We start from the raw sequence: 20,499 nt of genomic DNA, 5'->3' as shown, positions 1-20,499 counted from the left end.
CGTTCTCAATTCGCCCGCGTCGCGGACGCAAACCCCGGCCAAGCGCCAAAGCGGGCGGGCGGCTCGCCACCGCCCGCCCCGGATCAGCCCTCGATCACCAACAGGTCTTCATAGAAAGCGCCAAATTCGCCGGACGGATCGGCAATCTGGATTTCCAGAATCCACAAACCGGTGTCCGGGCATTGGGCGAAATCGCCCAGGCTGCCGGCCTTGTAAATGGCGTGCGGAAAGTCCGATACCCGGTGGCCCTTGATGTCCAGGTTCAGCCGCCAGCCCATTGCCTCGGCGCGCTCCGCCGCGTACTGGTACAAGGCTGGGCCGGCCAGGCGATCGCGCCGCCATTTGTCCGCCACCTCCTGCCACAGCTGGCGCGCCGCCTCCGCACAGGCCTGCTTGCGCGCGTTGTCGCCGACCACGAAGGTATCGCCGGCGTCGCCCTCATGGCCATCCCAGACAATGCCCAGATCAATGAAAAAGATGTCGTCGTCCAGCAGCACATTGTCCGGGTCGATCTGCTGCTTGAAGATTTTCAGCGTGCTGCGGCCAAAGCGGATGATGATGCCGTGCCAGATGCGGTCCATGCCCATGCTTTCCAGCTCAGCCTTGGCCAAATCCTTGGCCTGCTGTTCGGTCATGCCGGGGCGGATCTGCGCGGCGATGCGCCGTACCGCCGCCATGGTTTTGTCGCGGGCGACGATCATTTTGTCCAGGGAGAAAGCGCTGCCCACCGCTTCCGGTGGGAGAGAGACTGTGGTCATGAGAAATGCCCTGTCTTAAGAACCTGTTTGCGATCTGCTGCGCTTCATGAGAGGTGACACGGTGAGTACCGCTTTGGAATGCTCATATACCACGAGTACATTCCGCTTCCTCAGCCGGTTTCGCCTGGTCTCGCTCTTGCTCGCGAGAACGTAAACACGTTCAAAAAATAAAGTGATGAAATGGGCAGTGAAGTATACCGCAACGCAGCAGAATCATGACATTCAAATCACGGACAAATCCTCCTGCCAGCCCCTGCTCTCGCGTCCCCGCTGGCTTGACCCTGCCGGCCCACTCGGTAACAATCGCCGGGTGCTGTTATTCACGGCACCGGGATTGGCATCTCGCAATTAACAACCAACGGACATATGCGTTACCGCATAGGCCCGTATTTCTCCATGGCTGCGCCAAATTCGGCAGGCTCGTGGTGGGGGAGCGCCCCGCGCTCGCCGGTTGGTTGTTACCGGAAATGCCAATCCTGCCTCGCGCCTGCCAACTCCCGTCTGAATACCTGGCAGGTGGTTTATCTTGTGTCAGCGCAGGAGAAACACCATGTCGAAAACCTTTCCCACTCGCCGCCGCTATCGCCAAGCCTCGCTGGAAGCGCGCGAAACCCTGCTCCCCTTCGTGTCCCGACGCCCAGGACGGCCGCAAGCCGATTACTGGCAGATGCCGGCCGCCCACCCGGACTACGCCGCCGACTGCGCCTACGGCCGCGAATGCGGCGCGCACTTCGTCCAATGGCTGAAGGACAACCCCGGCTATTGCGGCCAAAGCCTGCTGGCGCGCATCACCCGCGACATCGACTTCCGCAAGCCGGAGCAGCGCGGCTACCGAGTGGGCTTCTTCAACTATCTGGAAGCCATGCTCACGCTGGCCGCGCGCAAGGTGGACGTGTTCGAGCATGTTGACGAACTGCACCGCCAGCAACAGGCGCAGATCAAACGCAAGAATATGGAAAACCGTGCAGTGCGGAAGATAGAGAAGAAGTAAGGAAGAACGAACCCCGGCTTTGGCCGGGGTTTGGTTTGGGGGTTAGGTTTCTGTTAGCTTACGACCTCTTACGACCCGAAGCGGCCGGTCACGTCTCTAACGTAGAAGTGAGGGGAGGTCGGAGCAATGCGTAGGGACGGCCGGGTTAGGTTCTGTTCTTTGGCCGGTATGCCACAATGTTTACGACGCCCTTGCCTTTGAATTTTGTCATTTCGAAGATATCTATCTTCGCAATCAACTCTGGAATTTTGGTTACCCCGTAAGTGCGGGGATCGAAATCAGGTTTTAGTCTTTTTAACAGACCTCCCACTGGCGCCACATTTACCCAGTCTTCGCCATCATCTTCTTTGTACTGAAGCCAGCCAGATAGAAGTGCATCAACGATGTCTTGTGGAATCTCTTCGGTATTTGTGGCGGGCGAAGTGCCAGGTTTTTCGCTGAGTACGAACGAAATACTAGGCTCACCGAGATTCTCTGAAAAGATAAAATCATCACACGAGTTTCTAAATGAAACTGGCGTTTTCCTTTCACCAACGCCGAATACGTACATTTCTGACTCACGCAACCGAGATGCCAACTTTGTGAAATCACTGTCCGAGGAAATAATGGCAAATGCATCGTATTTTTCGGAGTACAGCAAGTCCATTGCGTCAATTATTAGTGATGAATCAGTCGAGTTCTTGCCAGTTGTATAGGCGAACTGTTGTATTGGTTGAATAGCTAATTCATTAAGGATTGTTTTCCAATTCTTAAGATATTCGCTGGACCAATCGCCGTAAGCTCTTTTTGTGATGACGTGACCATGCTTTGATATCTCGTCAAGAATCGACTTGATCTTTGAATGTTGCGCGTTGTCCGAGTCAATGAGAACAGCGATTTTTTTCTGGTCGTCCAAATTTTTCACGTGTAACCTCTCAAGTAGAACCTACGTGATGTCGGCACCAAATGGTGTCATAAAAAAAATAACCCACCAAGTGGTGGATAAAACGGAATGCCGAAGTTCCGCTTCTGGCCGGTTCAGTACCTGCCAACAATTTTGAGTTCCTCCGCAGCTTCCTGCACGCGCTGATGCAGTTTATCCGCTGCGACAAACCACCAAGGCTCCCGATAGCGACCATCCACCATCCGTTCAAGCTCTGGCGTCCACTCCTTGTGAAGCCAAAATACCCGCGGGACGGCTCTCGACAAGACGTTTAGGTCATCCTGGCAAAACCCCTCAGAAAGAAGACGGTCGATCTCAGCAAGGCACCCTTGGAATGCGGCGACCGACCCTTGAAGCGTTGCCACCTCCGATACCACAGGCATGAACGCTACGATGGCGCTTTTGAGCTCGCTCAACTGCTGCATACGGCAGAGATAATTAATCAAGTGTGACCTTTATGATGGTCGACCAGCTTGCAATGTCATGTAGCTCTTTGAGAAAACAGCCACTGCGAAGCGCTTGCAAGTGCCTGGTGTTGATGAATTGAAGTTCACATTCTCCAGGCCATCCAGGGCCGCCATTCAGGCCGCCCCAGAATGCATTGAGGTTGCGTCCCAAATAGTCCGCACCGCTAGGTTGGACCGATGCCATGTACATCGCCCAAAAGTCGGCTTCGGACTGAACAGTGAGGCAATCAACAACTATGGTTCGCATACTTTCTAGATCTACTCGGAAAACAGTCCTTCATCGACACCCCCTCTTTGCCATCACCCCCCTAGCAAAGATAAAACCTTCCCATCCCAAACTACCCTCTCCTCGCCTTCTCAATCCCCGTAATATCAATCTTCACCATCCCCATCATCGCGTCGAACACCCGCTTGGCGGCGGCGCGATCCGGATCGGCCAACGCTTCGGTCAACACCCGCGGCGTGATTTGCCAGCTTAGACCCCATTTATCCTTGCACCAGCCGCAGGCGCTGGCCTGGCCGCCGTTGCCGACGATGGCTTGCCACAGGCGGTCGGTTTCGGCCTGATCTTCGGCGGCCACCCGACCAGAAGTAATGACGTATAAATTAGACCACTTTATAGCACATGGGCATTTATTGCGGCATTGATCCAAAACAGCCGCGCATAAAAAATCCTCCTGAGCCGCGACATCGACTTCCGCAAGCCGGAACAACGCGGCTACCGAGTTAGCTTCTTCAACACTCTGGAAGCCATGCTCACGCAGGCCGCGCGCAAGGTGGACGTGTTTGAGGACGTTGACGAACGGCATCGCCAGCAGCGGGCACAGATCAAACGCAAGAGTATGGAAAACCGCTCAGTGCGGCGGATGGAGAAGAAGTAAGGAAGAACGAACCCCGGCTTTGGCCGGGGCTTGGTTTGGGGCGTGACGCTTTCTGAAAGAATAAGTGCTTAGCTTGCGGCCTCTTACGCCCCCTAGCTGTCCCTCGTGGAGGGCCGCAAGCGGCCAGTCTGCCCATCAAATGGAACTGTCCCCAACCGTTCACTGGGAAGTTCGTTTCAGTGGTTCAACTTGAACATATTGACGTGAACGCAGGAGGGGACGGCATAGTAGGTCATCAGGTGGTTCTCCAGTTCCGTCGCTGCCGTGGCGAGGTTCGTCAATGTGTGAACGCCCGAATTGGGATCGAAGAAATAGAGATCGCTACCGTCATAGGCAAGCGCCACAGAGTGGGGCGTAGCGCTTTGCATGGCGATCAGGGCCGCGCCGCGCCCGCTGCTCACCAATAGTTCGATGGTGTGCGTCAGCAACTGGACGAAGCCTCCCTCGAAGAAGGAAGACAAGGTTCCAATCGACTTGCAGCCCAGGGTCTGCGCCTCCTGTGAGTACAGGTTATGAAACGCCTGGATGGCCTTGCCCTGGTTGCGAATACCAGGAAGGTTGCCTCCTCTGGGGTCGCTGATCGGCTGGTTGTCAATGTCGGTTTCATAGGCGCCGGATGTCATGAGGCCATCACAGATCTGGTCCTGCAAAGCCATGATGCGCTCAACCTTCCGACTGATATTCCGCTGTTCCAACATGTCGGCAAGTCCCGGCACCGGACCCAAGTCGAGCGCGCGCATGCAGAAATAAAAGGAAATGCCTTCGCAGGAGCCACTATGCCGTGCGTTGAAGTCACTTTGTTTGCAAGCCAAAACGAGGGTGATAGCCACAACATGCTCCTTGCTTATTCTCGGTTTTCATAACCAGCTTCGACTGACCGAGCCGGATATTCGAAGTGAGTCCTGCTCGAAGAACGACCGGCGAAAGACATGCAACTGCAATCTGGCCCCTTTAAATTTCCTGTAGCAGGCGCCTGACGCTTCTAAGAACCTGTTTACGATCTGCTACGCTGCGTGGAGCGTTACACGATGAGTACGCCTTCGAAATGCTCATGTACCACTTGTACATTCCGCTTTCTCAGCCGTTTTCGCCTTGTCTCGCTCTTGCTCGCAAGAGCGTAAACACGTTCTACGCAATTGAAACAAGAAAAGCATTGGGCTCAGGGGTAAGCCGATGGCGTGTTGCTGCCCGAAATCAGCCACTTTTGGCCGTCAACAGCCACCTGAAAAATAACAACTATCCCCTCCTCGCCTTCTCAATCCCGGCAATATCAATCTTCACCATCTCCATCATCGCGTCGAGCACCCGCTTGGCGGCGGCCCGGTCGGGATCGGCCAGCGCCTCGGTCAACACGCGCGGGGTGATTTGCCAGCTCAGGCCCCACTTATCCTTGCACCAGCCGCAGGCGCTAGCCTGGCCGCCGTTGCCGACGATGGCTTGCCACAGGCGGTCGGTTTCGGCCTGGTCTTCGGTGGCCACCTGAAAGGAGAAGGCTTCGCTGTGTTTGAAGGCTGGGCCGCCGTTGATACCCAGACAGGGAATGCCCAGCACGGTGAATGCCACGGTGAGCACATCGCCCTCTTTGCCGGCCGGGTAGTCGCCGGGCGCTCGCAGCACCGCGCCGACGTGGCTGTCCGGGAAGGTGGCGGCGTAGAAGCGCGCGGCGTCTTCGGCGTCGCGGTCGTACCACAGGCAGATGGTGTTTTTGTCCACTCCCCATCCCTTTGCTGGCTCATATCGCTCAAAGACAGGCCATTGCCATGCACAAGAATAAGCAATGGCCGCATGCCCGAAACATACATTTGTCATGGTAGACAATTTTGGCGATCTCGCCGCGCGCATAAAAAAAGCCTCCCCTAAGGGAGGCTTTGCGCTGTGCCGGCTGGCCGTCGCGGTGGCCAGCGGCGTTGGACTTACATGCTGCCGTGGAAGGTGCGGTTGATCACGTCCAGCTGTTGCTCGCGCGTCAGCTTGACGAAGTTCACCGCATAGCCGGACACGCGGATGGTCAGTTGCGGGTACAGCTCCGGGTGTTCCATCGCGTCCATCAGGGTTTCGCGCTTGAACACGTTGACGTTGACGTGGAAACCGCCGGCGTCGGAGAAGCCGTCCAGGCAGTTGGCCAGGTTGGCAACGCGTTCTTCTTCGCTATGGCCCAATGCGTCCGGGGTGGCGGAGGCGGTCCAGCTGATGCCGTCCAGCGCGGCTTCATACGGCAGCTTGGCTACCGATGCGCCCGCGGCGACAAAGCCTTTCACGTCGCGGCCGTTCATCGGGTTGGCGCCCGGGGCGAACGGTTCGCCGGCGCGGCGGCCGCACGGGGTGTTGCCGGTTTTCTTGCCGTACACCACGTTGGAGGTGATGGTGAGCACGGACTGAGTCGGCATGGCGTTGCGATAGAAGTGCGGCTGGGCCTTGATCTTGTCCATGAAGGTTTCGGTCAGCCATACCGCGATGCTGTCGGCGCGGTCGTCGTTGTTGCCGTAAGCCGGGTAGTCGCCTTCGATCTTGTAGTCCACCGCCAGGCCCGCTTCGTTGCGGATGATGTGCACTTTGGCGTGCTTGATGGCGGACAGGGAGTCGGCGGCCACGGACAGGCCGGCGATGCCGCAAGCCATGGTGCGCAGGATGTCGCGGTCGTGCAGCGCCATTTCGATGCGTTCGTAGGCGTATTTGTCGTGCATGTAGTGGATGCAGTTCAGCGCCTTGACGTAAGTGGCGGCCAGCCAGTCCATCAGCAGGTCGAACTTGGGCATCAGTTCGTCGTAGGTCAGCACGTCGCTCTTGATCGGCTCGAAGCCCTTGGCCACTTGCACGCCGGATTTTTCATCCACGCCGCCGTTGATGGCGTAGAGCATGGCTTTGGCCAGGTTGGCGCGGGCGCCGAAGAACTGCATTTGCTTGCCGATGCGCATCGCGGACACGCAGCAGGCGATGCCGTAGTCGTCGCCCCAGTGCGGACGCATCAGGTCGTCGTTTTCGTACTGGATGGAGCTGGTGTCGATGGACACTTTGGCGCAGAAGTCTTTGAAACCGCGCGGCAGCTGGGTGGACCACAACACGGTCAGGTTGGGTTCCGGCGCCGGGCCCAGGTTGTACAGGGTGTTGAGGAAGCGGAAGCTGCTCTTGCTCACCAGGGTGCGGCCGTCTTCGCCCATGCCGCCGATGGATTCGGTCACCCAGGTCGGGTCGCCGGAGAACAGTTGGTCGTATTCCGGGGTGCGCAGGAAGCGCACGATGCGCAGCTTGATCACCAGGTCGTCGATCATTTCCTGGGCTTGTTCTTCAGTCAGCGCGCCGGAGGCCAGATCGCGCTCGATGTAGACGTCCAGGAAGGTGGCGACGCGGCCGAAGGACATGGCGGCGCCGTTTTGTTCTTTCACGGCGGCCAGGTAGGCGAAGTAGGTCCACTGCACCGCTTCGCGGGCGTTGACGGCCGGGCGGCTGATGTCGAAGCCGTACTTGGCGGCCATCTGCTTCAGTTCGTCCAGCGCGCGGAATTGTTCGGACAGTTCTTCGCGCAGGCGCAGCACGTCTTCGTTGAAAACGGCGTCGTCCAGCTCATGGAATACTTTTTGGCGTTCGGCCCGCAGGAAGTCGGTGCCGTACAGGGCCACGCGGCGGTAGTCGCCGATGATGCGGCCGCGGCCGTAGGCGTCCGGCAGGCCGGTGATCACGCCGGATTTGCGCGCGGCCATGATGTCCGGGGTGTAGGTGTCGAACACGCCCTGGTTGTGGCTCTTGCGGTAGTGGGTCCACACGTCCTTGATGACCGGGTCCAGCTTGAAGCCGAAGGCTTCCAGGCCGTTCTCAACCATGCGCAGGCCGCCGTTGGGCATGATGGCGCGCTTGAGCGGCGCATCGGTTTGCAGGCCGACGATGACTTCGCTGGCTTGGTCGATGTAGCCGGCGTCATGCGCGGTGATGGAGCTGCCGCGGTCAGCGGCTACGTCCAGCACGCCACGGGCGCGTTCTTCTTTCAGCAACTCGCTCAGGGTGTCCCACAGCTTTTGGGTGCGCGCGGTAGCGGGCGCCAGGAAGCTGGCGTCGCCTTCAAACGGCTTGTAGTTCAGCTGGATGAAGTTGCGGACATCCACCTTGCTTTGCCATTCACCGCCGGTGAAATCGCGCCAGGGGTTGGCTTGAGTCGCGTCACGATTCAGAGCATCCATGTGTGCCTCCTAGTAACTATCAGTAAATGTTGAGTACTGAACATATTGTACATTCGGTTTCGAAAAAAATCGTTTGATAAAGATCAACTGCCGCAGACTAAAACGCGCGTGCGGCCCCGCCCGAGTCGGCGGCAAAATCTCTTAAAAAACGCTTTATTTTCAATACCCTGAAAAACCACATCAACACGCCGTCATTGTAGCCGGCGCATTACATTCGAAAACGAACATCAAACACTCGTTCCAAGCGCCGCCGCGGCCGGTTTTGCGGCTTCGCGCCGCGCCGGCAGGGTGTGGCGCTCCAGCAGGTAAACCACCAGGCCCACGCCCAGCGCGCCGCCGGCGATATTGCCCAGGGTGGCCGGAATCATATTGTGCAGGATGGCGGCGGCGTCCAGGCCTTGCATGCCGTGCAGCAGCGCCAGCGAGAAGAAGGCCATATTGGCGATGCTGTGCTCAAAGCCGGAGAAGAAGAACACGAAGACCAGCAGCAGGATCATCAGCATCTTGGCGGCGTCGCCGGCCATGCGCAGCGGCACCCATACCGCCAGACAGATCACCCAGTTGCACAGCGCGCCCTTCCAGAAGATTTCCCAGCCGCCGGCGTGCACTTTGTGCGCGGCCACATTGAACAGCAGGTGGTCGGCCGGCAGGCTGCCCATGCCGCCGGCGCCGGCGAACACGGCGGTAAACAGCAACACGCCCAGCAGATTGCCCAGGTAGACCATGGTCCAGCTGCGCAGCAGGTTGCAGACGCGGCAGTCGCCGCTGAGCACGCCCACGCTGAAGTACATCACATTGCTGGTGAACAGTTCCAGCTTGCAGACGATGATGCTGACCAGGGCCACGCCGAAGAAGCCGGCCACGGCGATGTAGTAGCCGGGGGAGCCGACGGCGAAGAAGACCTGGCCCAGCTTGAGGCTGACGCTGAGCACCACGGCGATCAGCGCGCCGGCCATGCCGGCGCTCAATAGATAGCGGCCGGGGTGCTGACGCAGCACGGTCTGTTTGGCGGCGGCTTCTGCCGCGACGTAGGCGAGTGTGGAGGCGTGATTCATGTTTTTCATTTCGCGAGCTTGGGCAACGCCGCCAGCCGCGGGTCCATCTTGATGCAATGCCTATCAACTGCTGATGCCGTTTTCAGGTTTTGCCGGATTTTGCCCGGCCCGGCCTGCTTCCGGCATTGGCTTGGTTGGCTGTCATCCTTGATTGGTTCCCGCGTCTGCGCTTGCCCTGATTGTTGATTCACGAAAATTTTATGTTCGTATTGCATCATTGTTGTTTGATAACTATCAAACGCAAGCCTTTCCTTGGCACGCTTTCGCTCAAGCCTTTCTTTTTACAACATGCCCGGCAATGGATTTGCCGTCCCCGCCGCGGTTCAGCCGCCGGCTCTCCTTAGATCCGGTTCAAAGCCTGCCGCGCTTTACAAGACGCGGCGCGGCGAGCGCCGCTTCGAAATGCGGACGCACCGCGCGCGCATCCCGCTTTCTCAGCGGTTTCCGCCCTGTCTCGCTCCGGCTCGCGAGACGTTGACAGCCTCTTGCCTAGCCATTGAAGAGCCGCCGCGCCAGACGGGACGCGGCACAGCAATCGCGGTTTCGAGGATGCGCATGCGTTCCTGACACATTCCGCCCTTGAGACCGCCGCGCCTGGCCTTGCCCCTAATCGCGCGGTCTTGAACCGCTCGCGCGGCCAAGCAACCCCGATGCCGCATGCGCCGACTTGAGCGATTCCCGTAGCGCCGGCGTTGGCGCGCCTTGCTTCAGCCGCATAACTTGAGCGTGTTTGCCGCTCTTAAGAGGCGGTTCACCGCCTGCCGCGCGTCAGCGGGATGGTCCGAGCGAGGCCTTGAAACCGGCTTCAGAGCGCCCATGCGCCCCTTGCGCATTCCGCTTCTTCGGCGGCAAGGCCTTGCCTGGTTCTTGCTCGAGAGACTTTGAACAGGCTCTTAGGCGGATGGCAAGCGCGATAATAAACAAGCAAAAACACCATATAAATCATATGGATAATAGAAAAACGATCGTTTGAACGCTAGCGACATGTTGGAAACCAACCAAATAATGTTCGTTTTGAAATATTTTTGTTCGTTTTCGAAAACGATTTGGCTGCTCAGATTTCATATTATGATACTCCACCGGCCGCCCTCGGCTCTGCTGATATAGCAAATGTCTTGACGCAAGCGGCGGCGCCCAGCACCGTCTCCCCATCCCCGCCCCCAGACGTCAAAACCGAATTAATTCATTTTATTCATCAAGTTATCAAGCAAAAACCGGATGGGCAAACCACTCGCCGCAGCCAAGCACCCGTGCCGCCGCGCCAGCGGCAACCATGCCATTGGCGTGTTCCTTCCCGCTACAACTGCCTCGAACTATTGCGCAAAGTCGATGCGCCTTTTCAAGCAAGCGCTCGATTTCACTCAGCAACAATCAGCAAAGCAACAAGAAAACAAAGTAATCCGAAAATTGGAAGATTCTCAAAAAATGCGCGCTTTCTAGCCATTTTTTCAATAAACATAGATATTTTGTGGTTTTTTAAACCAAAACAAAGCAATCGTCATGATATTGATAAGACATCTACAGCAAATAGCAATTGTTCGGATGTTCGTTTTGCTTCAAAATAAAGTTGATTAGAATCAACTGATGTTCTGAAAGGTGTAACCCTCGCAGTACAACTGCCTATACCATGCACATCAATGAAGCCGTGAATCACTAATCAGCGGTTCCAGCTACTGACCAAAAGTCTAGCAAGAGATGAAAACGGCGCGCCGCCGGGCGGCACGCCAGAACGATTACCCCATTTGTCTTTAATGAAGGCCAATATCATGTCTCAAGCCGTTTCCACCCCCCTGCCCAAATCAGGCGCTTCGTCCTCCTGGACCAAGCAAGATACCGTCTGGATGTTGGGTCTGTACGGCACCGCCATTGGCGCCGGCACCTTGTTCCTGCCCATCAACGCAGGCATTGGCGGTCTGTGGCCGCTGATCGTCATGGCGCTGCTGGCCCTGCCGCTGACTTTCTTCGCTCACCGCGGCCTCACCCGTTTCGTACTGTCCAGCTCCAAGCCGGGCGCCGACATCACCGAGGTGGTGGAAGAGCACTTTGGCGTGGGCGCGGGCAAGCTGATCACCCTGCTCTACTTCTTCGCCATCTACCCCATTCTGTTGGTGTATAGCGTAGCCATCACCAACACCGTGCAATCCTTCATGGTCAACCAGCTGGGCGTGTCCGCTCCGCCGCGCGCCATTCTGTCGCTGATCCTGATCCTGGGTCTGATGGCCATCGTGCGCCTGGGCGAGAAGATGATCGTCAAGGCCATGAGCGTGCTGGTTTACCCCTTTGTCGCCTGCCTGATGCTGCTGGCGCTGTACCTGGTTCCGGAATGGAACAGCTCGGCCATCCAGCAAGCCGGCAGCCTGGGCGACGCCCTGTCCCACGGCGCGTTCTACAAAACGCTGTGGCTGGCCATCCCGGTCATGGTGTTCTCCTTCAACCACTCGCCCATCATTTCGTCCTTCTCGGTTGACCAGCAGAAGCTGCATGGCGACGCCGCTGAACCGGCCGCCGGCCGCGTGCTGATCCGCGCTCACATCATGATGGTGCTGTCGGTGATGTTCTTCGTGTTCAGCTGCGTGTTCAGCCTGTCCCCGGCCGACCTGGCCGCCGCCAAGGCGCAGAACATTTCCATCCTGTCCTACCTCGCCAACCACTTCCGCAACCCGGTGATTGAATGGGTGGCTCCGCTGATCGCCATCGTCGCCATCAGCAAATCCTTCCTGGGTCACTACCTGGGCGCCAAAGAAGGCTTCAACGGCCTGATCATCAAGCAACTGCGCCAGAGCGGCAAATCCATCGAGACCGCCAAACTGGACCGCTTCACCGCCGTGTTCATGATCATCACCACCTGGGCCGTGGCCACCTTCAACCCCAGCATCCTGGGCATGATCGAAACCCTGGGCGGCCCGGTCATCGCGATGCTGCTGTTCCTGATGCCGATGTACGCCATCGCCAAAGTGCCGGCCATGAAGAAATACTCCGGCGCCGCCAGCAACATCTTCGTGGTTCTGATCGGCCTGATCGCCATCTCCGCCATCTTCTACGATCTGTTCGCCTGATCGCCCTTCTCTGACAGCCCGGCCGGTCACGGCCGGCCGGGCTCCTCAGCATCAAGCCAAAGTATCAAGCCAAGAGGTAAGCAATCATGTTCAGCATGACTGATATCTACAAAATCGGCGTCGGCCCCTCCAGTTCCCACACCGTCGGTCCGATGAAGGCCGGCCACCAGTTCCTGGGCTCGCTCAAGGAAACCGGCCGTTTCAACCAAGTCACCCATGTTCACGTCGACTGCTACGGCTCGCTGGCCCTGACCGGCAAGGGGCATTGCACCGACCACGCCATCATCCTGGGCCTGGCCGGCAATCTGCCGGACACCGTGGACCCGGAACAGACGCCGGCCCTGATCGCCGATGTGGAAAAAACCCGCCAGCTGACGCTGGGCCGCACGCATCAGCGCGTGGGCTTCGACATGGATTTCCACACCGCCAACCTGCCGATGCACGAAAACGGCATGCAGATCCACGCCTTTGTCGGCGACGAGTGCGTGCTGACCAAGACGTATTATTCGATCGGCGGCGGCTTCATCGTGGACGAGGAGCATTTCAATCAAAGCTCCTGCAGCGACACCCCGGTGCCTTACCACTTCCTCAGCGCGCAGCAGATGATGGATATGTGCGAGGAAACCGGCCTGTCCATTTCCGCGCTGGTGATGGAAAACGAAAAAGCCTTCCATGAGGTCAAGGACGTTCAGCAGCATTTCGCCAAAGTGTGGGATGTGATGAAGACCAGCATTGACCGCGGCATGCGCACCGAGGGCAATCTGCCCGGCCCGATGCGGATTCCGCGCCGCGCGCCGGCCCTGCACCGGATGCTGACCAGCTCCTTGCAAGTGGCCAAGGACCCGATGAGCGTGATGGATTGGGTCAATATGTACGCGATGGCGATGTCGGAAGAAAACGCGGCCGGCGGCCGCGTGGTCACCGCGCCCACCAACGGCGCCTGCGGCATCGTGCCGGCGGTGCTGGCCTACTACAACCACTTCATCCAGCCGCTGGACGAGGACAGCTGCCTGCGCTTCTTCCTGTCTTCCGGCGCCATCGGCTGCCTGTTCAAGCTGAACGCGTCGATCTCCGGCGCCGAGGTGGGCTGTCAGGGCGAGGTGGGCGTGGCTTGTTCCATGGCCGCGGCCGGCCTGACCGAGTTGATGGGCGGCAGCCCGTCCCAGGTGTGCATGGCGGCGGAAATCGCCATGGAGCACAACCTGGGCCTGACTTGCGACCCGGTGGGCGGCCAGGTGCAGATTCCCTGCATCGAGCGCAACGCCATCGCCGCGGTCAAGGCTATCAACGCCGCGCGCATGGCCATGCACCGCGTCAGCAGCCCCAAGGTGTCGCTGGACAAGGTGATCGCCGCCATGTACGAAACCGGCAAGGACATGGACGCCAAGTACCGTGAAACCTCCTGCGGCGGCCTGGCCCTGCAGATCGTGACCGAGAGCAAGGTGGCGCCGACCCAGGCCATCCGCTGGGTGAACGACGCGGCCTGAGCTTAGGCCAGCCGTCAAAAGACAACGCCGCCGGGGCCAACCGGCGGCGTTTTTTTTACGCTGCGGCTCAGGAGGTCCGCAACTGGCCGTGCGCCGCCTCCGCCAACCTCCCCAGCTCATCCCGCGACAGGCCGGCCGACAAGGCGTAGGCGAAGCGGCCGTCCCACCAATAAAACACGTTCACCGGCCCCTGGCTGGCGAAGCGGAAGCCGGCGTCCCGCCGAGGCGCGGCGGTGGTGGCCACGTACAAGGTCATGCGCTGGCCGGCGGCGTTGTGGTACATGAACTGGGCCACCGGCCCTTGTTCGCCCGGCAACAGCCGGCCGCCGATCAACTCATAGCCTTGCGCGCTCAACAGCGGCGGCTTGACCCGGCTTTGCAGCCGTTTGGACAGCCAGGCCACCAACTGGTCCTGATGCTCGGCGTCGATTTCCACCGGCCGCTTCACGTCCGGGCTGTACACCACATGCGCCATCGCCGCCAAGCGCGGCAAAGGCTCCTGGCCGTCCGCCGCCGCCACCCACTGCGCAGCCGGCGCTTGCAGCTGACCGCGCAGCAACCAGCCGCCGCCGCCGCCCAGGGTCAACATCAGCACGGACGCGGCCGCGCCCTGCCACCACGGCACCCGCCACCCTCGCCGCAACGGGGCCGGCGGCGGCAACGCGGCGGCCAGCAGGCGCGGCGGGACGGGCTCTCGCAAGGCCGGCTCGAACAAGGCGCCGATATCCTCCTGCAAGCGGCGGTAAGCCCGCAGCCGTTCCCGCGCCTCCGGGTGGTTGTCCAGATAGGCTTCCACCGCCGCGCGCCGCTCCAGCGGCAAGGCGTCGTCCAAATAAGCCTGCAATTCCTGTTCCGTGACCGTTTCCATCAAACTCCTCCTCCGGCGGCCGGCGCGGCGCCCGCCTCCATCAAACCGCGCAAGCGTTCGCGCCCCCGGCTCAGCCGCGACATCACCGTGCCCAGCGGAATGTCCAAGGTCGCCGCAATCTGCTGATAGCTCATGTCCTCCAGCGCCAGCAGCAGCAACACGGCGCGCTGCTCCTCCGGCAGCCGGGCCAGATTGGCCGCCAGTTCGCGCAGCGCCAGGCCGCGCTCCTGCGGCGCGTCCACCGTCAGCTCGGCCATATCCTCCGACAGCGGCTGCCGCCTGGCGCCGTAGCGGCGAAAGTCGTCGATATGCTGCCGGTGCATGATGCCGAACAGCCAGGGGCGCAAGTCGCGGTCTTCCCGCCATTGCCGCCACTTGCGCCAGGCTTGCTCCAGCGTGTCCTGCACCAGATCGTCCGCCGCGCCCTGATCGAACACCAGGGCGCGGGCATAACGCCTCAGCCGCGGAATGCAATCCACCAGCAGACGGTGGAAGCGCTGTTGGGCGGCCTCGCTCATCCAGCGGCGGGGGCCAGCACCCGGACAATGGCCTTACGCGTCAAATCCACCTCAGCAATGCCCAGGTCTTCGTTCAGTACCCAAGCCTTGCCGCTGTCCCGGCTGAAGCTGATGGCCTGACGCGGCCCGCTGAAGCCGGTGATTTCCCCCACCGCTTCGAACGCCGGCAAGGACACCACGGTCAGCGAGTGGCTCTTGAGGTTGCCGGAATACAGGAAGCGCCCGTCCGGCCGCAAGGCCGCGCCGTAAGGCTCTTGCCCCACTTTCACCGTCTTGATCACGGTCCGGCTGGGCACATCCACCCAGGACAGCGTATCCGCGCCGCTATTGGCGGCGAACACGCTGCGGCCGTCGCCGCTGACGGAGATGGCGCGCAGCTTGTCGAAACCGCCCACCTCGGCGCGGGTCTCCAGCTTGGCCGCGTCCACCAGGGTGATCTTGTCGCCCAGGAAGTTGGTGACGAACACGGTGCCGCCGTCCGGCGATACCTTGATGCCCTGGCGCGGCTGGGCGAAACCGGTCAGCACTTTTTCCACCTTCCATTGCGGCAGATTGACCACGGTCAGGCTGCCGGCGGCCTGATTATTGACGTAGAGCCGGCTGCCGTCCCGGTTCAGCGCGGTGCCGAACGCCCCCGGCCCTATCGCCAGGCTGGCTTCCCGCGTCCAGCTGCCCGCGTGCCAGCGCTCCACCACCCCCTTGCTGCTGTCGGAGACGTAGAAGCGCTCCCCGTCCGGGGAAAACACGATATTGCGCGGCGTGACGAAGCCCGGCAGTTCGCGCAGCAGCTTGCCTGCGCGCAAGTCATAGGCCAGCAGCGTGCCGCGGGAGCTGTTGCCGGCCAGGGCCAGCGTTTCCGCCGGATTGACCGCCAGGGTGTTGTTGCGGATCTGCGGATCGAAAGCCGCCGGCTCCTGCGCCCAGGCCAAGGGTGTCGACAACGCCGCCAACAGCAGCGCCGCCCTCGCTTTAACGCGCCACATGCCATACCTCCTTGAAGCCGTCGCCGGCGCGCTCGCCCGGCTTGCCGTCTTTGGCGAAACGGTACAAGGGCTTGCCTTGATACGCCCACTGCGTCTGGCCGTCGTCGCGGCGGATCCGGCTGAAACCCTCCGGCGCGCTGTCCTCGGCCGCCACCAGCAAGGGCGGCCACAGCGCCGCGCAAGCCTGATTGCACGCGCTGCGGCCGCTGCCGGCCGCATCCTTGTCGAAGACGTACAGCGTCATGCCTTGCGCGTCCACCAGCGCGCCGTCGCGCCGCGACGCCGCCTCCCCGGCCAACGCGCCCATGCTCAGCGCCGTCAGCGCCACCGCCATCCATGCTTTCATCGCAGACTCCTCCCGTTGTAGAACACGCGGCCACTGCCGGCCCTCATCTCAAGGCCTGCGCGCCGCGGCGCTCCATCTTGACGAAACCGCCGACCATTCGGCGTTCAGTACGGGGTATACGGACGGACGGCGCGCTTTATTCCCGCCGCGACGCGTTTTTTTCAATTCCTGCCGCCAAAGCATGAAAAAACCGCCGGGAAACCGGCGGTTTTGTGCGAATGGCCGTGGCCCGCGTCCGGCTGGCGACAACCGCGGCCCGCGCCCGGCTGGCGACAACCGTGGCCCGCGTCCGGCTGGCGACAACCGCGGCCCGCGCCCGGCTGGCGACAACCGTGGTCCGCGCCCGGCTGGCGACAACCGCGGCCCGCGTCCGGCTGGCGATAACCGCGGTCCGCGCCCGGCTGCTGCCGGCGCGCCCGGCGCCCCGGCGGTTCCGGCCACCGTGGCCGGCCGTCCCGACGCCAAGAAAGGCGGCGGCGGCAAGAAGGGCGGCGATCGCTGGGACGAAGGCAAGAAGGGCGGCCGCGGTCTGAGGACCAAGGGCGGCGATGCCGGCAACGACTGGAAATCCCGCGGCGGCAAGAACCGTCACAAGCAGAACAATCAGCACGCCTTCCAGGCGCCGACCGAACCCATCGTGCATGAAGTGCTGGTGCCGGAAACCATTTCCGTCGCCGATCTGGCGCACAAGATGGCCGTCAAGGCCGTCGAGGTGATCAAGGCGCTGATGAAGATGGGCATGATGGTGACCATCAACCAGGTGCTGGACCAGGAAACCGCGATGATCGTGGTGGAAGAAATGGGTCACGTGCCGAAGGCGGCTCAGGCCGACGATCCGGAAGCCTACCTGGAACTGGGCGGCGCCGAGTCCGCGGTGGAAGTCGTGGAACTGCCGCGCTCCCCGGTGGTGACCGTGATGGGTCACGTCGACCACGGCAAGACCTCGCTGCTGGACTACATCCGCCGCGCCAAGGTCGCCGCGGGCGAAGCCGGCGGCATTACTCAGCACATCGGCGCTTACCACGTGGAAACCCCGCGCGGCATGATCACCTTCCTGGACACCCCGGGTCACGAAGCGTTTACCGCGATGCGTGCCCGCGGCGCCAAGGCCACCGACATCGTGGTGCTGGTGGTGGCGGCCGACGACGGCGTGATGCCGCAAACCATCGAAGCCATCCACCACGCCAAAGCGGCCAAGGTGCCGATGGTGGTGGCGGTGAACAAGATCGACAAGCAGGGCGCCAACGTCGAGCGCATCCGTCAGGAACTGGTATCGCATGAAGTGGTGCCGGAAGACTGGGGCGGCGACACTCAGTTCGTCGAAGTGTCGGCCAAAATGGGCCAGAACATCGACGCGCTGCTGGAAGCCATCCTGCTGCAAGCCGAAGTGCTGGAGCTGAAGGCTCCGGTGGAAGCGCCGGCCAAGGGCATCATCGTCGAGGCTCGCCTCGACAAGGGCCGCGGCCCGGTGGCCACCTTGCTGGTTCAATCCGGCACCCTGAAGAAGGGCGACGTGGTACTGGCCGGCACCGCCTTCGGCCGCGTCCGCGCGATGATGGACGAAAACGGCAAGGCCATCGAATCCGCCGGTCCGGCGATTCCGGTGGAGATCCTGGGTCTGTCCGACGTGCCGCAAGCCGGCGAAGACGCGATGGTGCTGACCGACGAGAAGAAGGCGCGTGAAATCGCCCTGTTCCGCGCCGGCAAGTTCCGCGACGTGCGTCTGGCCAAGCAGCAGGCGGCCAAGCTGGAGAATATGTTCGCGCAGATGGCGGAGGGCGAGGTGCAAACCCTGTCCATCATCATCAAGGCCGACATGCAAGGTTCCTACGAAGCGCTGGCCGGCAGCTTGCAAAAGCTGTCCACCGACGAAGTGCGCGTGGGCATCCTGCACTCCGGCGTGGGCGGCATCTCGGAATCCGACGTCAACCTGGCGATCGCCTCCAAGGCCATCGTGATCGGCTTCAACACCCGTGCCGATGCCGCCGCCCGCAAGCTGGCGGAGAGCGAAGGCGTGGACATCCGCTACTACAACATCATCTATGATGCGGTGGACGAAGTGAAAGCGGCGCTGTCCGGCATGCTGGCTCCGGAGAAGAAAGAACAGATCCTGGGCACGGTGGAAATCCGTCAGGTGATCCCGGTGTCCAAGGTGGGCAATATCGCGGGTTGCATGGTGACCGACGGCATGATCAAGCGCACCGCTTCGATCCGTCTGATCCGCAACCACGTGGTGGTGCACACCGGCGAACTGGACTCCCTGAAGCGCTTCAAGGACGACGTGAAGGAAGTGAAGCAGGGCTACGAATGCGGCCTGATGCTGAAAAACTTCAACGACATCCAAGAAGGCGACCAGCTGGAAGCGTTCGAAATCGTGGAAGTGGCGCGCTCTCTGTAAGCGAGACGCCAAGGGCGGGCGCCGGTCTGACCGTGAGGTCGGCGGGCGCTCGCCTTTTTTCTTGTTTGAATTAGCCACGGAAGTACACGGAATGAATGGCGCTGAATGAGGGGGCCTGATTCGGTGGACAAGGGGGCGCGCCGCCGATGCGCGCTTTCCGTGCCGTTCCGTGTGCTTCCGTGGCTAATTAATCAATTTATTGGAAATGCTATGGCCAAAGCCAAAAAAGGTTTCTCCCGTTCCGACCGCATCGCCGAGCAGATTCAGCGCGAACTGGCGGAACTGACCCGCAAGGGCCTGAAAGATCCGCGCGCCGGTTGGATCACCATCACCCTGGTGCAAGTGACCCGCGACTATTCGCACGCCAAGGTGTTCTACACCGTGATGGACGAGAAGACGCGCGAAGCCACCCAGGAGGCGCTGGAAAGCTCGGCCGGCTATCTGCGCTCCGAGCTGGGCCGCAGCATCAAGATCTTCACCACGCCGCAGCTGCACTTCGTCTACGACGAATCGGTGGAGCGCGGCATGCATATGACCAGCCTGATCAATCAGGTGGCGCGCGAGGACGCCGAGAAGTTCGGCGGCCAGGAAGCCGCGGCCGGCGAGGACGGCGCCGAGGGCAAGGAATGAGCAAGCCGCGCAGCAATCGCCGCCTGATAGACGGCGTGCTGCTGATCGACAAGCCTTACGACATCTCCAGCAACGGCGCGCTGCAAAAGGCGCGCTGGCTGCTGAACGCCGCCAAGGCCGGCCATACCGGCGTGCTGGACCCGCTGGCCACCGGCCTGCTGCCGGTCTGCCTGGGCGAGGCCACCAAGTTTTCCTCCTATCTGCTGGACGCGGACAAGGGCTACCGCGCCACGGTGAAGTTCGGCGTGGTGACCACCACCGGCGACGTGGAGGGCGAGGTGGTGTCCGAACGTCCGGCGGCTTTCGACCGCGACGGCCTGCTGGCGGCGATGGCGGCCTTCCGCGGCGAAATTTCCCAGGTGCCGCCGATGTATTCGGCGCTCAAGCATCAGGGCAAGCCCTTGTACGAGTACGCGCGCGCCGGCATCGAGATCGAACGCGAGGCGCGGCGGGTGCATATCCGCAAGCTGGAGTTGATCAGCCTGGACGGCGACACCGCGGTGATCGACGTGCTGTGCAGCAAGGGCACCTATATCCGCACTCTGGCCTGCGACATCGGCGAAGCCCTGGGCTGCGGCGCGCATCTGACCGGCCTGCGCCGCACCGCCACCGGCGGTTTTTCGCTGGACGAGGCCTTGCAACTGGCGGATATCGAAGCGCTGGAAATGCCGCAGCGCGAGGCCTTGCTGTTGCCGGCGGACATCCTGGTGCGCCATCTGCCCGAGGCGGAACTGGCGGCCGAGGAGGCCGGTAAATTCATGCACGGACAGCCCGTGCGTTTTACCGAAAAATGTGCGAAAATGCAGCGTTTCCGGATTTACCGCGAGGGAAGCCGGGAATTCTTGGGGCTGGGCGAGGCGCGCGACGATGGTCGCCTGCATCCGATCCGGCTCCTGGCGAGCAAGACGGTGACGTCTTGAACGCCGACGGCCGCAAGGCCGCTTTACCGGAGTGTTGATGGGTTGCG

Annotated in this window: 19 protein-coding genes and 1 pseudogene; 7 read left to right on the top strand and 13 right to left on the bottom strand. The window is 61.1% G+C overall.

The genetic code is table 11. The annotated features are described in order from the left end of the window. Positions 1-83: 83 nt before the first annotated feature. On the bottom strand, positions 84-758 hold the full coding sequence (locus tag DB032_RS14675) for a M24 family metallopeptidase (RefSeq protein ID WP_107800133.1): 675 nt from the start codon (positions 756-758) through the stop codon (positions 84-86). Positions 759-1,308: 550 nt separating this feature from the next. On the opposite strand from DB032_RS14675, the gene DB032_RS14670 reads away from it, so the two are divergent. Beyond that, a complete protein-coding gene (locus DB032_RS14670; RefSeq protein WP_107800132.1) occupies positions 1,309-1,749 on the top strand; it encodes a hypothetical protein in 441 nt (146 codons plus the stop codon). A gap of 145 nt (positions 1,750-1,894) precedes the next feature. On the opposite strand, the gene DB032_RS14665 is transcribed toward DB032_RS14670, so the two are convergent. The 8 genes from DB032_RS14665 to DB032_RS14630 all read right to left on the bottom strand — a co-directional run bounded on the left by DB032_RS14665 (position 1,895) and on the right by DB032_RS14630 (position 9,464). Next, positions 1,895-2,653, bottom strand: coding sequence for an NYN domain-containing protein (locus tag DB032_RS14665; RefSeq protein WP_107800131.1), 759 nt, complete (start codon positions 2,651-2,653; stop codon positions 1,895-1,897). A gap of 113 nt (positions 2,654-2,766) precedes the next feature. Beyond that, a complete protein-coding gene (locus DB032_RS14660; RefSeq protein WP_146176690.1) occupies positions 2,767-3,117 on the bottom strand; it encodes a hypothetical protein in 351 nt (116 codons plus the stop codon). A 359-nt stretch (positions 3,118-3,476) separates the two neighbouring features. Next, the gene (locus DB032_RS24440) at positions 3,477-3,947 is read right to left on the bottom strand and encodes a VOC family protein (RefSeq protein ID WP_199225910.1); all 471 of its coding nucleotides are present in this window, start codon (positions 3,945-3,947) and stop codon (positions 3,477-3,479) included. 248 nt (positions 3,948-4,195) lie between these two features. Then, positions 4,196-4,849, bottom strand: coding sequence for a hypothetical protein (locus DB032_RS14650; RefSeq protein ID WP_107800129.1), 654 nt, complete (start codon positions 4,847-4,849; stop codon positions 4,196-4,198). Positions 4,850-5,255: 406 nt separating this feature from the next. Continuing rightward, entirely contained in the window at positions 5,256-5,732 is a 477-nt protein-coding gene (locus DB032_RS14645; RefSeq protein ID WP_233246721.1) for a VOC family protein, read from the bottom strand. Positions 5,733-5,932: 200 nt separating this feature from the next. Next, positions 5,933-8,191, bottom strand: coding sequence for a formate C-acetyltransferase (gene pflB / locus DB032_RS14640; RefSeq protein WP_107800127.1), 2,259 nt, complete (start codon positions 8,189-8,191; stop codon positions 5,933-5,935). Positions 8,192-8,418: 227 nt separating this feature from the next. Beyond that, on the bottom strand, positions 8,419-9,246 hold the full coding sequence (locus tag DB032_RS14635) for a formate/nitrite transporter family protein (RefSeq protein WP_158274312.1): 828 nt from the start codon (positions 9,244-9,246) through the stop codon (positions 8,419-8,421). Positions 9,247-9,251: 5 nt separating this feature from the next. Further along, positions 9,252-9,464 (bottom strand): hypothetical protein, encoded by a 213-nt coding sequence (locus DB032_RS14630; protein WP_107800125.1) that lies wholly within the window; start codon positions 9,462-9,464, stop codon positions 9,252-9,254. 807 nt (positions 9,465-10,271) lie between these two features. Between DB032_RS14630 and DB032_RS23795 the strand changes: the two genes are divergently transcribed. The 3 genes from DB032_RS23795 to DB032_RS14620 all read left to right on the top strand — a co-directional run bounded on the left by DB032_RS23795 (position 10,272) and on the right by DB032_RS14620 (position 13,789). Further along, entirely contained in the window at positions 10,272-10,811 is a 540-nt protein-coding gene (locus DB032_RS23795) for a hypothetical protein (protein ID WP_146176689.1), read from the top strand. Positions 10,812-11,012: 201 nt separating this feature from the next. Then, the gene (locus DB032_RS14625) at positions 11,013-12,302 is read left to right on the top strand and encodes an HAAAP family serine/threonine permease (protein WP_107801908.1); all 1,290 of its coding nucleotides are present in this window, start codon (positions 11,013-11,015) and stop codon (positions 12,300-12,302) included. Positions 12,303-12,388: 86 nt separating this feature from the next. Further along, on the top strand, positions 12,389-13,789 hold the full coding sequence (locus DB032_RS14620; RefSeq protein WP_107800124.1) for an L-serine ammonia-lyase: 1,401 nt from the start codon (positions 12,389-12,391) through the stop codon (positions 13,787-13,789). Positions 13,790-13,856: 67 nt separating this feature from the next. Here the strand turns inward: DB032_RS14620 and DB032_RS14615 are convergent, their stop codons facing one another. From DB032_RS14615 to DB032_RS14600, 4 genes are read right to left on the bottom strand one after another with little or no spacing between them, the layout of a single operon-like run. Continuing rightward, positions 13,857-14,657, bottom strand: a complete 801-nt coding sequence (locus DB032_RS14615; protein WP_107800123.1) for an anti-sigma factor — start codon at positions 14,655-14,657, stop codon at positions 13,857-13,859. After that, positions 14,657-15,175: an RNA polymerase sigma factor gene (locus DB032_RS14610; protein ID WP_107800122.1), complete on the bottom strand. Its 519-nt coding sequence runs from the start codon at positions 15,173-15,175 to the stop codon at positions 14,657-14,659. The genes DB032_RS14615 and DB032_RS14610 overlap by 1 nt, the downstream gene beginning before the upstream one ends. Further along, the gene (locus DB032_RS14605; RefSeq protein ID WP_107800121.1) at positions 15,172-16,158 is read right to left on the bottom strand and encodes a YncE family protein; all 987 of its coding nucleotides are present in this window, start codon (positions 16,156-16,158) and stop codon (positions 15,172-15,174) included. Before DB032_RS14605 ends, DB032_RS14610 begins: the two co-directional genes overlap by 4 nt. Beyond that, a complete protein-coding gene (locus DB032_RS14600; protein WP_107800120.1) occupies positions 16,145-16,504 on the bottom strand; it encodes a hypothetical protein in 360 nt (119 codons plus the stop codon). Before DB032_RS14600 ends, DB032_RS14605 begins: the two co-directional genes overlap by 14 nt. Positions 16,505-17,012: 508 nt before the next feature. Between DB032_RS14600 and infB the strand changes: the two are divergent. The 3 genes and pseudogenes from infB to truB form a co-directional block, all read left to right on the top strand. Beyond that, positions 17,013-18,902 (top strand): annotated as a pseudogene (gene infB, locus DB032_RS14595) (translation initiation factor IF-2); the annotation flags it as partial. A 210-nt stretch (positions 18,903-19,112) separates the two neighbouring features. Continuing rightward, positions 19,113-19,532, top strand: coding sequence for a 30S ribosome-binding factor RbfA (gene rbfA / locus DB032_RS14590; RefSeq protein ID WP_107800119.1), 420 nt, complete (start codon positions 19,113-19,115; stop codon positions 19,530-19,532). Then, positions 19,529-20,452: a tRNA pseudouridine(55) synthase TruB gene (truB, locus tag DB032_RS14585; protein ID WP_107800118.1), complete on the top strand. Its 924-nt coding sequence runs from the start codon at positions 19,529-19,531 to the stop codon at positions 20,450-20,452. Before rbfA ends, truB begins: the two co-directional genes overlap by 4 nt. The last annotated feature ends 47 nt before the right edge of the window (positions 20,453-20,499 follow it).

Source organism: Chromobacterium sp. Panama (assembly GCF_003052555.1).
In the GTDB taxonomy this organism is placed as follows: Bacteria; Pseudomonadota; Gammaproteobacteria; order Burkholderiales; family Chromobacteriaceae; genus Chromobacterium.
The sequence above is the reverse complement of the archived record's forward strand: the minus strand, read 5'-3'. Positions and strand labels throughout refer to the sequence as shown.

Bases quoted from the DNA above. Each gene is read 5' to 3' on its own strand.
- DB032_RS14620 (WP_107800124.1), top strand. From the start codon at position 12,389: ATGTTCAGCATGACTGATATCTACAAAATCGGCGTCGGCCCCTCCAGT.
- rbfA (WP_107800119.1), top strand. From the start codon at position 19,113: ATGGCCAAAGCCAAAAAAGGTTTCTCCCGTTCCGACCGCATCGCCGAG.
- DB032_RS24440 (WP_199225910.1), bottom strand. From the start codon at position 3,947: ATGCCGTTCGTCAACGTCCTCAAACACGTCCACCTTGCGCGCGGCCTG.
- DB032_RS14675 (WP_107800133.1), bottom strand. From the start codon at position 758: ATGACCACAGTCTCTCTCCCACCGGAAGCGGTGGGCAGCGCTTTCTCC.
- DB032_RS14610 (WP_107800122.1), bottom strand. From the start codon at position 15,175: ATGAGCGAGGCCGCCCAACAGCGCTTCCACCGTCTGCTGGTGGATTGC.
- DB032_RS14635 (WP_158274312.1), bottom strand. From the start codon at position 9,246: ATGAATCACGCCTCCACACTCGCCTACGTCGCGGCAGAAGCCGCCGCC.
- DB032_RS14615 (WP_107800123.1), bottom strand. From the start codon at position 14,657: ATGGAAACGGTCACGGAACAGGAATTGCAGGCTTATTTGGACGACGCC.
- DB032_RS14605 (WP_107800121.1), bottom strand. From the start codon at position 16,158: ATGTGGCGCGTTAAAGCGAGGGCGGCGCTGCTGTTGGCGGCGTTGTCG.
- DB032_RS14625 (WP_107801908.1), top strand. From the start codon at position 11,013: ATGTCTCAAGCCGTTTCCACCCCCCTGCCCAAATCAGGCGCTTCGTCC.
- DB032_RS14630 (WP_107800125.1), bottom strand. From the start codon at position 9,464: ATGATGCAATACGAACATAAAATTTTCGTGAATCAACAATCAGGGCAA.
- pflB (WP_107800127.1), bottom strand. From the start codon at position 8,191: ATGGATGCTCTGAATCGTGACGCGACTCAAGCCAACCCCTGGCGCGAT.
- DB032_RS14670 (WP_107800132.1), top strand. From the start codon at position 1,309: ATGTCGAAAACCTTTCCCACTCGCCGCCGCTATCGCCAAGCCTCGCTG.
- truB (WP_107800118.1), top strand. From the start codon at position 19,529: ATGAGCAAGCCGCGCAGCAATCGCCGCCTGATAGACGGCGTGCTGCTG.
- DB032_RS14600 (WP_107800120.1), bottom strand. From the start codon at position 16,504: ATGAAAGCATGGATGGCGGTGGCGCTGACGGCGCTGAGCATGGGCGCG.